At 72.2% G+C, this 12,647-nt stretch carries 14 protein-coding genes; 8 read left to right on the top strand and 6 right to left on the bottom strand.

Annotated elements, in window-relative coordinates; genetic code table 11:
• Positions 1-47 precede the first annotated feature (47 nt).
• Positions 48-719 (top strand): hypothetical protein, encoded by a 672-nt coding sequence (locus ACZ434_RS15195; RefSeq protein WP_468455724.1) that lies wholly within the window; start codon positions 48-50, stop codon positions 717-719.
• 30 nt (positions 720-749) lie between these two features.
• On the opposite strand, the gene ACZ434_RS15190 is transcribed toward ACZ434_RS15195, so the two are convergent.
• From ACZ434_RS15190 to ku, 4 genes are all read right to left on the bottom strand, one after another.
• Positions 750-1,613: a class I SAM-dependent methyltransferase gene (locus tag ACZ434_RS15190; RefSeq protein ID WP_468455722.1), complete on the bottom strand. Its 864-nt coding sequence runs from the start codon at positions 1,611-1,613 to the stop codon at positions 750-752.
• Between the two features lie 250 nt (positions 1,614-1,863).
• Positions 1,864-2,577 (bottom strand): hypothetical protein, encoded by a 714-nt coding sequence (locus tag ACZ434_RS15185; RefSeq protein ID WP_468455720.1) that lies wholly within the window; start codon positions 2,575-2,577, stop codon positions 1,864-1,866.
• Complete coding sequence (locus tag ACZ434_RS15180) at positions 2,567-3,082, bottom strand: SigE family RNA polymerase sigma factor (RefSeq protein ID WP_468455718.1); 516 nt, start codon at positions 3,080-3,082, stop codon at positions 2,567-2,569. The genes ACZ434_RS15185 and ACZ434_RS15180 overlap by 11 nt, the downstream gene beginning before the upstream one ends.
• Positions 3,083-3,304: 222 nt before the next feature.
• Positions 3,305-4,327: a non-homologous end joining protein Ku gene (gene ku, locus ACZ434_RS15175; RefSeq protein WP_468455716.1), complete on the bottom strand. Its 1,023-nt coding sequence runs from the start codon at positions 4,325-4,327 to the stop codon at positions 3,305-3,307.
• Positions 4,328-4,400: 73 nt separating this feature from the next.
• Here ku and ligD point away from each other — a divergent pair, with 73 nt between their 5' ends.
• Positions 4,401-5,282 (top strand): non-homologous end-joining DNA ligase, encoded by an 882-nt coding sequence (gene ligD / locus ACZ434_RS15170; protein WP_468455714.1) that lies wholly within the window; start codon positions 4,401-4,403, stop codon positions 5,280-5,282.
• A 40-nt stretch (positions 5,283-5,322) separates the two neighbouring features.
• Here the strand turns inward: ligD and ACZ434_RS15165 are convergent, their stop codons facing one another.
• Complete coding sequence (locus tag ACZ434_RS15165; RefSeq protein ID WP_468455906.1) at positions 5,323-6,129, bottom strand: nuclease-related domain-containing protein; 807 nt, start codon at positions 6,127-6,129, stop codon at positions 5,323-5,325.
• 210 nt (positions 6,130-6,339) lie between these two features.
• Between ACZ434_RS15165 and ACZ434_RS15160 the strand changes: the two genes are divergently transcribed.
• The 3 genes from ACZ434_RS15160 to ACZ434_RS15150 are packed head-to-tail and all read left to right on the top strand — an operon-like array spanning position 6,340 to position 9,735.
• Positions 6,340-6,873 (top strand): SH3 domain-containing protein, encoded by a 534-nt coding sequence (locus ACZ434_RS15160; RefSeq protein WP_468455711.1) that lies wholly within the window; start codon positions 6,340-6,342, stop codon positions 6,871-6,873.
• A gap of 43 nt (positions 6,874-6,916) precedes the next feature.
• The gene (locus ACZ434_RS15155; RefSeq protein WP_468455709.1) at positions 6,917-8,281 is read left to right on the top strand and encodes an FtsW/RodA/SpoVE family cell cycle protein; all 1,365 of its coding nucleotides are present in this window, start codon (positions 6,917-6,919) and stop codon (positions 8,279-8,281) included.
• Entirely contained in the window at positions 8,278-9,735 is a 1,458-nt protein-coding gene (locus tag ACZ434_RS15150) for a penicillin-binding transpeptidase domain-containing protein (protein ID WP_468455707.1), read from the top strand. The genes ACZ434_RS15155 and ACZ434_RS15150 overlap by 4 nt, the downstream gene beginning before the upstream one ends.
• Before the next feature lie 15 nt (positions 9,736-9,750).
• Here the strand turns inward: ACZ434_RS15150 and ACZ434_RS15145 are convergent, their stop codons facing one another.
• Positions 9,751-10,350: a Uma2 family endonuclease gene (locus ACZ434_RS15145; protein WP_468455705.1), complete on the bottom strand. Its 600-nt coding sequence runs from the start codon at positions 10,348-10,350 to the stop codon at positions 9,751-9,753.
• Between the two features lie 219 nt (positions 10,351-10,569).
• On the opposite strand from ACZ434_RS15145, the gene ACZ434_RS15140 reads away from it, so the two are divergent.
• Genes ACZ434_RS15140 through ACZ434_RS15130 form a run of 3 tightly spaced genes read left to right on the top strand, consistent with a single transcriptional unit; the run spans position 10,570 to position 12,577 of the window.
• A complete protein-coding gene (locus ACZ434_RS15140) occupies positions 10,570-11,508 on the top strand; it encodes an AurF N-oxygenase family protein (RefSeq protein WP_468455703.1) in 939 nt (312 codons plus the stop codon).
• A gap of 45 nt (positions 11,509-11,553) precedes the next feature.
• Positions 11,554-12,207: a TetR/AcrR family transcriptional regulator gene (locus ACZ434_RS15135; protein WP_468455701.1), complete on the top strand. Its 654-nt coding sequence runs from the start codon at positions 11,554-11,556 to the stop codon at positions 12,205-12,207.
• Positions 12,208-12,262: 55 nt separating this feature from the next.
• A complete protein-coding gene (locus ACZ434_RS15130) occupies positions 12,263-12,577 on the top strand; it encodes a hypothetical protein (RefSeq protein WP_468455699.1) in 315 nt (104 codons plus the stop codon).
• The last annotated feature ends 70 nt before the right edge of the window (positions 12,578-12,647 follow it).

The raw sequence follows: 12,647 nt of genomic DNA, 5'->3' as shown, positions 1-12,647 counted from the left end.
CGGCCGGCGCCAACGCCGCCGGTCCGGCTCTGCGGTTGGATGTTCGGATGACCGTTCATGACGTTGCCCGAGGCCTGCCCGAGATCGCCGTACTCCGGGAGCATTGCCGCTCGTTGGCCGTGCTGGAGATGCTCCTGAGCCATGACTCCGCACACCGCCGGCACTTCTTCGACGACCGCTGGTCCGAGACGGAGTCGATGGCCTCGATGGAGAACGGGTCCGGGGACGGGTACTCGATAGTTTTCTCCCCGGCAGGCGCCTGCATCCGGGGGTTCGATCACGAGTCGCCCATGAGCCCGTACGGGGAGGCGGACGGGCCGTGGCCCGGAGTGATCGACGAGGTTCCTGAGGTCTTCCGGTCGTGGGTCGAGGAGCCGGCGTTCTCGGACGAGTACGGGATGCTCCTCGTGACGGCGTGTGTGTGGCGGGAGACGGGTGACGGCGGCTGGAATGCCGGGAGGATCGATTTTCCCGACGCCGCATCGGGGGATCCGGACGGTGCCGGATCCCTCTTCCGGCTGTTGGTGGACCGTTCGCCGGAGGCGTTCCAGCGATGGGCCGAGGACTACTACGAGGTTCCGGTCGACTTGGACGCGGTCCGTCACGTTCTCTCCTCGCGGCCTCTGACCGGGGAAGTGGTTCGCGCATTGAACCCGGGGGGCGTTGTGACGGACCACCTTGTAAAGGACGTCGGGGCGGTCGGGTACCCCACGAGGTGAGGGATCGGTCTCCCCGGGCCGTCCCGTCTGTCACGGGGACGGCGAGGTGCCGGGCCAGTTGGCCGTCACCAGCCAGTAGCGGGCCGTGAGGTGTACGCCCTCGGCCGTCGCGTAGGTGCGGAAGGCGGTCTCTGCCGCCTGGCGGGCCCTGGCGACGTCCTCGGGGGTGGCGTCGCGGAGCCAGTGGCGCATGGGGCCCCAGCCGAAGAGGAAGGTGGTGGCGTCCGTGGCGTCCGTGCCCCATTGCTGGAGCACTTCGAGCGGCGTCACGGTGAGGGAGTCGAAGCCGGCTTCGGACAGGACGTGGGTGGTGCGGGCGGGGTCGGCGAAGGAGGCGGGGCCCGTTTCCTGTTTCTCGGAGAAGTCCGGCAGGGTCACGTGCTCGGCTACGGCCGCGAAGATCACCGACTGGTCCAGTTCGGAGAACGGCTGCGGGCAGACGAAGGCCAGGCGGCCGGCCGGGCGCAGGGCGCGGCCGATGTTGGCGAACGCGGCGATGGGGTCGGCGAAGAACATCACGCCGAAGCGGCTCACGGCGACGTCGAAGGAGGCGGGTTCGAAGTCGTGGACCTGGGCGTCGGCCTGGAGGTGGGTGACGTTGGTGAGGTGTTCGGCGGCGGCGGTCTCGCGGGCGCGTTCCAGCATGGGGGCGGAGAGGTCGATGCCGACGGCTCGGTGGGCGGTGCGGGCGGCGAGTCTGGTGAGGTGGCCGTTGCCGCAGCCGATGTCCAGGACGGTGTCCGTGGTGTGGATGCGGGCGGCGTTCAGGAGCGGGGTGTTGGCGGGGTCGTTGAGGGCGTCGTAGCGCGCCTGGTGTTCGGCCCAGTGGCGGCCCTCGTAGCCGTTCCACGCCTCGAACTGGTGGGTGTTCACGATCCGGTTGTCGTCGGCCATGGGGTCCATGGTGCCGTGCGGGGGCGGTTGTGGGGGCGGCGTCGTCCCCGGCGGGTCCGTACGGGGCGGGCGCGGGACCTCCGGTTTGCGCGGCGCCCGCGCGTCACCGACCCCGCCCCGCCCCGTACACGCTGCCGCCGGCGTTGCGCTCCCTGCGCTCGGACGACGAGGCGGGCATCGGGGTGCTGCTGGTGGGGCGCCTTCCCGGCGTTGCAGCGGTCCTTCATCCGAGGGCTGACGTCGGGGGCGGTCAAGGGGGAGGAGGCGACATGGTTCCCCCGGCCGCGCGCGGTCGGGGGGTGCTCGGCGCCGGCATCGGCGTCGAGGTGAGGTCGATTCCGTCGCCGACCCGGACGCGGCGGTAGAACCACTCCGCGTCCGTGACGCTCATGCCCACCCAGCCCGAGTCGGTGTCCAGTCCCACGAGTGCCTTGGTGTCGAAGGCGAGGCCACCGGCGTAGACGGGTTCCTGGCCGGGGGTGCGCAGCTCCACCAGGTAGGGGACCTCGACCTCCTTGCGGGCCGCGGGGCGGCCTTCGAGGGGCAGCAGGTCGGATTCCGCCTTGGCTTTCACGGTCAGCCGGGTGCCGGGCGGGAACCGGCCGAAGGAGTGCGAGTCGACGCGCAGCACGCGGTCGCCGACCGTGAGGGTGTGGCGGCCCAGGTCGAGCACTCCCGTGGACGCGGGGAGGAGCGGGGTCGGGGTCGCCGCGCCCGGAACGGCCGGGGCGTCGGCCGCCGCGCCCGGGAGGTGCCGGTCGTCCGCGCGGTCCTTGGTGTGCAGCGTGACGACGGCGGCCGTCAGCGCACAGGCCGCGGTGGCCAGGGTGGTGAGGGTGAGGGCCGCTTTGCGGCGGCGGGAGCGGCGACCGGCGCGGCTGCGGATCTCCGCGGCGTCCACGCGGGGCGGGGTCTCGTGCCGTGCCGCCAACTCGCGCAAGGCGGTGCCGAGTTCATCCGACACGGCCGCCCTCCCTCCAGGCCGGCTCCTCGGCCTCGTCCACCGCCAGGTGTCTGGCCAGTGCCGCCCGTCCGCGGGACAGTCTGACCTTGACCGTCCCCACGGGTGCGCCGGTCTCGGAGGCTACCTGCTCGACACTGAGGTCGCACAGGTGATGGAGCACGACCGCCATGCGCTGCGCCTCGGGCAGCAGGCGCAGCGCGGCGACCAGGGCGGTGCGGTCGGGGCCGGGGCCGGGGGCCGGTTCGGGTGGCGGGGTGTGCCGTACCAGTTCCAGCCAGCGTCTCGCCCGCCGCCAGCGGCTCACCGCGAGGCGCATGGCGACGGTGCGCACCCACGCCTCCGGGGCCCCGTCGGCGTGCAGTTTGCGGCGCCGGTCCCAGGCCCGTACGAACGCCTCCTGGACCACGTCCTGGGCCTCGCCGAGGTCGCCGGTGAAGGCGTAGATCTGCCCGGTCAGGCGGGGGAACGCGGCGGCGTAGAAAGCGTCGAACTCGTCCTCGGTCATGCCCTCCACCGCAGTCTCGGAATTCCCCCACGTCCCGTCCCCCACCGCCACGCGTACGGGTTTCGCAGATCGCGCACATCGAAGCACACCCCCGGAGGAAGACGGCGAACACGGGTGCCGGGATCCATCGGACCGGCGTGCGGGGAGCGGGGGGGCGGCGCGTGGTTGTAGGGGATCGTGAGAGCGAAGGACGGAAGGCGGCGGACCCGGCCGGTGCGGGGTCTACGCCGAGCGTTTGCGGGAGGGGGTCTTCTTTGAGGTGGTTTTCTTTGCGGGAGTCTTCTTCGCCGGCGTTTTGGAGGTGGTCTTCGCCGGGGTCTTCTTCTCCGCGTCGCTCGACTTCGGCGATGTGGACTTCCGGGTCGAGGACGTTGTCTTCTTCTTCGCCGTCGCTGTCTGCTTGCCGCCGCCGCTCTCCTTGGCCGCGCGCTGCGGCAGCCGTTTGACCTCGGCGTCCTCGGGTTCCTCCCCCCGGGACTCGCGGGCCGCTCGGACGCTGTTCTCCAGGGCGGCCATCAGGTCCAGGACCTTGCCGCCGCGCTCCGGTGCGGGCGCCTCCGGCGGGGCCTCGCCGGAGGCCTTGGCGGCGATGACCTCCTCCACCGCCTCCCGGTACTCGTCGTGCAGGTCCTCCAGATCGACCTCGCCGAGGGTGTCCATCAGGGCGTCGGCGAGGTCCAGCTCCTTGTCGCGGACGGTGACACTGGTGTCGGGTGCGACGCCCTCGGGAGCGCGGACCTCGTCCGGCCAGAGCAGTCCGTGCATGGCGATGGCGTCGCCGACCACGCGCAGCATCCCCAGCCGCTCCCGGCCGCGCAGGGCGAACTTCGCGATGGCCACCTTATTGCTCCGCTTCAGCGCCTCCCGCAGCAGCGTGTACGGCTTGGCCGCCGGCGCCCCGCCCGCCGCGAGGTAGTACGCCGCGTCCATCTGGAGCGGGTCGATCCGCTCCTCGGGGACGAAGGCGACGATCTCGATCGTCTTGGCGGTGGGCAGCGGCAGTCCGGCCAGGTCCTCCTCGGTGATCGGGATGATCGTGCCGTCCGAGTCCTCGTAGCCCTTGCCGATCTCCTGGCCGGTGACCTCGCGGTCCTCCAGTTCGCAGAACTTGCGGTACCGGATCCGGCCGCCGTCCTCCGTGTGGATCTGGCGGAAGGAGATCGAATGGCTCTCGGTGGCGTTCACCAGCTTGATCGGGATGCTGACCAGGCCGAAGGAGATCGCGCCGTTCCAAATGGATCTCACGTGCAGCACCTTTCCGGTCGTCGTCCGATCACTGTCGGGGTGTTTGTCATGCTTTGCGTGAGATTCTCATCGTATGGCGCCTATCACTGAGGTGGAGGGGCGGCGGCTCGCGCTCCGCAATCTGGAGAAGGTGCTGTATCCCGCCACCGGGTTCACCAAGGCGGAGGTACTGCACTACTACGCGACCGTCGCCGACGTGCTGCTGCCGCACCTGCGGGACCGACCGGTGTCGTTCCTGCGGTATCCGGACGGGCCCGACGGGCAGGTGTTCTTCACCAAGAACGTGCCGCCGGGTACGCCCGAGTGGGTCACCACCGCCGAGGTGCCGAGGTCGGAGGGGCCGGCCCGGATGGTGTTGGTGCAGGATCTGCCGAGCCTGATGTGGGCGGCGAACCTGGTCACCGAGTTCCACACGCACCAGTGGCTCATCGACGACCCGGGCGAGGCCGACCGGATCGTGTTCGACCTGGATCCCGGGCCGCCGGCGACGATCGTGCACTGCTGCGAGGTCGCGGTGTGGCTGCGGGAGCGGCTGGCGGCGGACGGCATCGAGGCGTACGCCAAGACCTCGGGGTCGAAGGGACTGCATCTGCTCGCGGGGGTGCGGGGCGCTTCCTCCGATCAGGTGTCGGAGTACGCCAAGCGGCTGGCCGTGGAGGCGGAGAAGGCGATGCCCCGGCTGGTGCTGCACCGGATGACCCGCAGCCTGAGGCAGGGGAAGGTCTTCGTCGACTGGAGCCAGAACGCCGCCCGCAAGACCACGGCCACCCCCTACACCCTGCGCGCCCGCTCCGAACCCCTGGTGTCGGCGCCGGTGACCTGGGGCGAGGTCGAGGACTGCCGCTCCCCGGACCTGCTGACCCTCAGCGCCCCGGACATCGGCCCGCGGGTGCAGGACTACGGCGACCTGCTGGCGCCGCTGCTGGACCGCGCCCACGCGGGCCCGCTGCCGTGACGGTCGCGCGCCGCTGCCGTGAGGGTCGCGCCGGCGGCGCTCAGAGGCCGGTCCAGGTGTTCCGGTCCCGGGCCATGGCGTGCAGGGCCTCCACGTCGGCCGGTTTGAGGACCCCGCCCGTACGGGTCAGGGACGGCACGTCGGTGTCCGTGAGGACGCGCACGCCGTGGGGCGGGGCCGGGACCGTCACGTCCGACGCGCCGACCAGCACGAGCACCGGGCGGACCTCGGCGGTGAGGGCGTGGGAAGCGCGGTCGGCGTCGGAGCGGACGCGGTGCAGCAGGGGGCGCGGCTGGTGCCGGCCCAGGGCGACACGGGGGCCGGTGACCGTGACCCGCCGCCGGTGGGCGTACAGGGCGTGGACGGCGTACAGGCCGCCGGGGCCGATCAGCAGGTGGTGGATGCGGTCGCCGCCGGGCAGCGGGACGGAGTGCAGGGTGTGCCAGCCCGCGCCGTCCGTGCGGTCCAGGGCCTCGCCCACCGCCTGCTGCGCGGTGAGCGCCCGGCGGCGCGGGTCGGGGCGCAGTCGGCGGACCGGGCCGGGATCGCGGTCGAGGGCGATCAGCAGGGCCTCGCCCGGGCGGTTCGGCGCGAGGTCGTCGTCGGGGTGCAGGGAGAGGCGTAGCAGGTCGGCGGGGGTGGGGGCCGGGGGCGGGCCGACCGAGACGGGGCCGGTGAGGTAGGGGCCGAGCGCGGTGAGCACCGCTTCCTGGTGGCCGGCGCCGAGCAGCAGGTTCACGCGGGCCGTCGAACGGTCGTACCAGGCGAGGTTCCGGCCGTCCGGGAGGCAGACGTAGAGCCGTTCCCGGCCGTGCCGCCGGCTCGGTACGACGCGCAGTCCGTCCATGCCCATCACTCCCCCGTCCATGGGAACAGGCGGGTGCCGCGGGGGCAAGAAGCCGGTCGCCGCCGGAGAGGCGACCGGCGGGCGCGCGTGACCCGGAGGGCGCAGTGCCGTCCCCGATGGCGCAGCAGGGCGGGCGGGCCGGCGGGGGGCGCTCCTAGTCTGGCGACAAGTCAGCTTCGACCTGTTTTCTCCCTACATGGAGGTACCGCCATGGCCCCGCGTCCCCCGATCGCCCGCCGACTGCCCATAGCTCTTGCCGCCGGGGCCCTCGCGATCGCGACCGCCGTCACCCCGGCCTTCGCCGCCGACGACCCGAACCAGGGCGGCGGTCAGGGCAACTGGAGCCAGCAGGGCGGAAACGGCAACGGCTCCGGCCAACAGGGCGGCGGCCACGACAGCGGCTCGGGTCAGGAGAGCGGCGGCAACGGCGGCCACGACAGCAACTCCGGCCAGCAGAGCGGCGGCAACGGCGACTGGAACAACCAGGCCGGTGGCGACCACGGCGACCAGGGCCAGTACAAGGGTGTCGTCACGGCGAGCAAGCTGGCGCTGCGCACCGCCCCGAACCGGGGTTCGCACATCATCCGGTACGCCCATAAGGGCGAGGTCGTCTCGATCTTCTGCAAGGTCCCCGGCGACAAGGTGAACGGCAACCCGCTCTGGTACCTCCTCACGGACGGCACCTGGGCCTGGGGCCCGGCCGGGCACATCGACAACATCGGCCCCGCGCCACGCTGGTGCTGATGACCGAAGCCCGCAATCCGCACCATGTGGGTAAGTTCCGGACATGAGCAAGGCCGGTATCACCCTGGCGACGGCGGATACGCCGACGCCCACCGTCCGGGGCCTCCCCCGGCGCCGCGGCGTCGAACTCGCCCTGATCGTCCTGGCGGTGGCGCTGTCGGTGTACGGATACTGCGCCGTCGGCCTCGCCAGGAACGGCACCGTCCCGCCCGGCGCCGCCGGTTACGGCGCCGGGCTCGGTGTGCTCGCCCTGGTCGCGCATCTCGCGGTGCGCTGGCGCGCCCCGTACGCCGATCCGCTGCCGCTGCCCATCGGGGTCCTGCTCAACGGCCTGGGCCTGGTGCTGATCTACCGGCTCGACCTGGAGGCGCCGGGCGAACCGGCCGCCCCGACCCAGCTGATCTGGTCGTCGCTGGGCGTGGCGCTGTTCACCTCGGTCGTGCTGGTGCTGCGCGACCACCGGGTGCTCCAGCGCTACACCTACGTCTGTGTCACCGTCGCGCTGGTGCTGCTGACGGTCCCGATCCTCTTCCCGGCGGTGAACGGGGCCCGGATCTGGATCCGGGTGGCCGGATTCTCCATCCAGCCGGGCGAGTTCGCGAAGGTGCTGCTGGCCGTCTTCTTCGCCGCCTACCTCGCGGCGAACCGGAACGCCCTCACCTACGCGGGCCGCCGGGTCTGGGGACTCCAGCTGCCCACCGGTCGGGTGCTCGGCCCGATCCTCGCCGTCTGGCTGGTCAGTGTGGGCGTCCTGGTCCTGGAGCGGGACCTCGGCACGTCCCTGCTCTTCTTCGGCCTGTTCGTGGTCATGCTGTACGTCGCCACCGGCCGCACGGGCTGGATCGCGGTGGGGCTGCTGCTGGCCTCGCTGGGTGCGGTGGCCGTGGGGCGGCTGGAGCCGCATGTGCACCACAGGATCGAGACGTGGCTGCATCCGTTCGCCTCCATCGAGGCGGGCGAGGGCCCGGGCCAGCTCGCCCAGTCGCTGTTCGCCTTCGCGGAGGGCGGGATCCTCGGCACCGGGCTCGGCCTCGGGCACTCCGTGCTCATCGGCTTCGCCGTGAAGTCCGACTTCATCCTGGCGACGGCCGGTGAGGAGCTGGGCCTGGCCGGGCTGTCCGCGATCTTCCTGCTGTACGGGCTGCTGGTGGAGCGCGGCTACCGGGCCGGGCTCGCCCTGCGCGACCCCTTCGGCCGGCTGCTCGCGGTGGGCCTCGCCTCGCTGGTGGCGCTCCAGGTGTTCGTGATCGCGGGCGGGGTGACCGGGCTGATCCCGCTGACCGGGATGGCGATGCCGTTCCTGGCGCAGGGCGGCTCGTCGGTGGTGACCAACTGGACGATCGTGGCGCTGCTGGTCCGGCTGAGCGACCGCGCGCGGCGGCAGGGCGACGGGGGTGGCCCGCGGTGACCCGTCACATCCGGCACGCCGCGCTGTTCTGCGCCCTGCTGCTGGTCGCGCTGCTGGTCAACGCGGCGCGCGTGCAGGTGCTGCACGCCGGGGACTACGAGACCAACCCGGCCAACCGCCGTGACGCCATCTCCCGCTACCAGCAGCCGCGCGGCGACATCCTGGTCGCCGGCCGGCCGGTCACCGGGTCGCGGGACACCGGGGAGCACCTGCGCTACGAACGGACGTACGCCGACGGGCCGTTGTACGCCCCGGTGACCGGTTTCGCCTCGCAGGAGTACGGCACGACGCTGCTGGAACACACGGAGGACGGGCTGCTCTCCGGCGCCGCCCCGCTGCTCGCGCCGCTGCCGCGGTGGAACGAGCTCACCCGCTCCCGCAACGCGGGAGGCAACGTGGTGACCACGATCGATCCGGCGGCGCAGCGCGCGGCGTACGACGGGCTGCGCGGGCGGAAGGGGGCGGTGGCGGCGGTGGAGCCGTCGACCGGGCGGATCCTGGCGCTGGTGTCGGTACCGTCGTACGACCCGGCGCTGCTGTCGGGGAACGGCACGGCGGCGCGGGAGGCGTGGGCGCGGCTGAACGCCGACCCGGACCGGCCGATGCTGAACCGGGCGGTGCAGCGGACGTATCCGCCGGGTTCAACCTTCAAGGTGGTCACCGCGGCGGCGGCGCTGGACGCGGGCGTGGTGAAGGGCCTGGACAAGCCGACGGACTCCCCCGACCCGTACACCCTGCCGGGGACGACGACCCGGCTGACCAACGGGTCCGAGGGCTGTGGCGACGCCACACTGCGGGAGGCGTTCGTGTGGTCCTGCAACACGGTCTTCGCCAAGCTCGGGGTGGACACGGGGGTGGCGAGGATGAAGGGCATGGCGCAGAGCTTCGGCTTCAACGACGACGGCCTGCGGATTCCGTTCCCGGTGGCGCGCAGCACCTTCGACACCACGGTGGACCGGGCGCAGCTGGCACTGTCGTCGATCGGGCAGTACAACACGCGGGCCACACCGCTGCAGATGGCGATGGTGGCGGCGGCCGTGGCGGGCGGGGGGCAGGTGCGGGAGCCGTACCTGGTGGAGCGGACCACCCGGGCCGGTGGGGGCACGGTGTCGTCGGCGGGTTCCCGTCCGGTACGGCGGGCCATGCATCCGGCGACGGCGATGCGGATGCGGGACCTGATGCGGGGTGTCGTGGAGGACGGTACGGGGCAGAAGGCCGCGATCCCCGGTGCGGTGGTCGGCGGCAAGACCGGGACCGCGCAGCACGGGCTGGGCAACTCGGGTATGCCGTACGCCTGGTTCATCTCCTGGGCGCAGCACGAGGAGGACATGGAGCCGAAGGTGGCGGTGGCGGTGGTGGTCGAGGACGCGGCGGCCGACCGGGGTGAGATCAGCGGCGGCGGCACGGCCGCGCCGATCGCGCGGGCGGTGATGCAGGCGGTGCTGAAGCCGTAGGCGGGGCCGGACCGGTCAGCGTCGGCGGTCGACGGCGGTGAGGTCGATGTCGACGGGGAACGGGACGGTGAGCTTGAGCCGGTTGTGGAAGATGCCCATGGGGACGTACGACTTGGTCATCGGGTCGAGTTCGTAGACGTAGACGACGGGGAGCCCGTCGTTCTCCTCGACGCGCCAGTAGTGCGGGATGCCGGCGCCCGCGTACTTGCGGGGCTTGACCTCACGGTCCCGGTCGACCGAGTCCTGCGAGACCACTTCGGCGGCCAGAACGACGTCCTCGTGCAGAAGCCTGGTCTGCTTGGGCCCGGTGTCCGCCCCGGCGCGGGCGATCAGCACGTCAGGCTCCGGACGATTCCGGCTGTTGAGTGTCACGGTGAACTCTCGGTAGACCTCGAACTCGTCCGGCGCCTGGTGGAAAAGGGCATGGTCGAGCAGGCGGATCGTGCGCATGTGGAAGGTGGTCTGCGGACTCACGAAGACAAGGTTCCCGTCGATCAGCTCCGTGTGCGGAGGCAGGTTGGGGAGCTCGTCGAGGTCGTCCGCCGTCCAGCCGGCTGCGGGCGGACGCGGCCACTCGTAGTCGTCGTCCAGCCCGTAGTCGCGTGCGGCGCTCATGATCGCTCCCATGTGCCGGAGTCTGACGGACGCCATCAGCGTACTCGGACTGATCGCGGATGGTGCGCTCCGTCGTGTGGCCGTTCGGCGCTGTGTTGACGCCCCCCGTGGTTCTGTCGTCGACAAGTCCCGCCCAAGGGATTGACGGGCTTGCTGACAGGCAGTCTCATAAGTGGGTGACCCGCCGGTAACCCGAGACGCCCCCGAGGTGGAACCGTCATGACGACCCTGTCGGAAGCCGACGCGATCGATGGCCTGCGGGACGCGCTCGGACTGCTCAAGGACCGGGAGCAGGTGGCCCAGCGGCTGCTCGAGTCGTCCGCCCGGCACTCCTTCGACCCGGACGAGGAGCTGGACTGGGAGGCCCCCTTCGAGGAGGGCAAGTGGTTCTGGCCGCCCGAGCTGGTGTCGCTGTACGACACCCCGATGTGGCGGCGGATGAGCGAGGAGCAGCGCATCCTGCTCTCGCGGCACGAGGCGGCGGCGCTGGCCTCGCTCGGGATCTGGTTCGAGCTGATCCTGATGCAGCTGCTGGTGCGGCACATCTACGACAAGGCCGCCACCAGCGCGCACGTGCGCTACGCGCTCACCGAGATCGAGGACGAGTGCCGGCACTCGAAGATGTTCGCCCGGGTCATCACCCGCGGGGGCACGCCCTGGTACCCCGTCAGCCGGGTGCACCGGAACCTCGGCCGGCTGTTCAAGACGATCTCCACCACGCCCGGTTCGTTCACCGCGACCCTGCTCGGCGAGGAGGTCCTGGACTGGATGCAGCGGCTGACCTTCCCGGACGAGCGGGTCCAGCCGCTGATCCGGGGCGTCACGCGCATCCACGTCGTCGAGGAGGCCCGGCACGTGCGCTACGCCCGTGAGGAGCTGCGGCGGCAGATGGTGACCGCCCCGAAGTGGTCGCAGGAGTTCACCCGGGTCACCTCCGGGGAGTTCGCCCGGGTGTTCTCCGTGGCCTTCGTGAACCCCGAGGTGTACGCGAACGTCGGCCTCGACCGGCGGGAGGCCGTCGCCCAGGTGAAGGCCAGCGGGCACCGCCGGGACGTGATGCAGCAGGGGTCGAAGCGGCTGACGGACTTCCTCGACGACATCGGGATACTGCGCGGGGCCGGGCGGCGGCTGTGGAAGTCGTCGGGGCTGCTGGCGTAGCGGGACCCCGGGCGGGCACCGTGCGCGGACGGTTACGCTGCGGGTATGACTCCGCAGGCCCCCACCCCCGCCTACCGGCGGCTCGGCGTCGAGGAACGGCGCAGTCAGCTGCTCGAGGCCGCGCTGTCCCTCTTCGCCCACCGCGCCCCGGAGGAGGTGTCCCTGGACGACGTGGCGGAGGCCGCCGGTGTGTCACGGCCCCTGGTCTACCGGTACTTCCCCGGCGGCAAGCAGCAACTGTACGAGGCGGCCCTGAGGTCCGCCGCCGACGAGCTGCGCGACTGCTTCGACGAGCCGCACGAGGGCCCGCTGCTGCCCCGGCTGTCCCGCGCCGTCGACCGCTACCTCACCTTCGTCGACCAGCACGACGCCGGGTTCAGCGCGCTGCTCCAGGGTGGCAGCGTCGTGGAGACCTCCCGTACGACCGCGATCGTGGACGGGGTGCGCCGGGCCGCCGCCGAGCACATCCTCAGCCATCTCGGCGTGGCCGGCCCCGGCCCCCGGCTGCGGATGACCATCCGGATGTGGATCACCGCCGTGGAGGCCGCCTCGCTGATCTGGCTCGACGAGGAGAAGCAGCCGCCGCTGGAGGAGCTGCGGGACTGGCTGGTGGAGCAGTTCGTGGCGCTGCTGACGGTCACCGCACGGCGGGACGCGCAGAGCGACGAGCTGGTGCGGACCCTGGCCGCGGAGCTCTGAGCGGGCGGGACGGCCCGTGCGGCCGGTACCGGGCGCCATGTCCGAAACTGGTGAGGTGAAGAGCCAAGACACCCCCTTCGAGGGCGGGCCCATGGACGGGCGCGTCCTGCCCGTGCTGCTGGGCATCACCGGGCACCCGCCCAAGACGTACCGCATCCCCGTCCCCGCTCCGGACGGCGGCCCGCCCACGGTGCTGGTCTACCGGCGGGTGCCCCGCGCGCAGAGCTCGCGCACCGGGCTGGCCCGGGGGTGGAAGTATCTGTACGACCCGGCGGGACGGGCCGGCGAGCGGCCGAGGTGGCCGTGGTCGAAGCCCGCGCCCGTGCCGGACGCCACGCCGGAGGGCAAGCCGGACGACGCCGACGGGTGACGCCGTTGCGCCGAACCGCGCACACTCGGCGAGCGGGCCCCGCCGGCCCGCCTCATGCTCGCGATGCGGA

The sequence above is a fragment of the Streptomyces sp. NPDC030893 genome (assembly GCF_055571535.1).
Note: the sequence above shows the minus strand (reverse complement) of the source record. Positions and strands in the feature narration are given on the sequence as shown.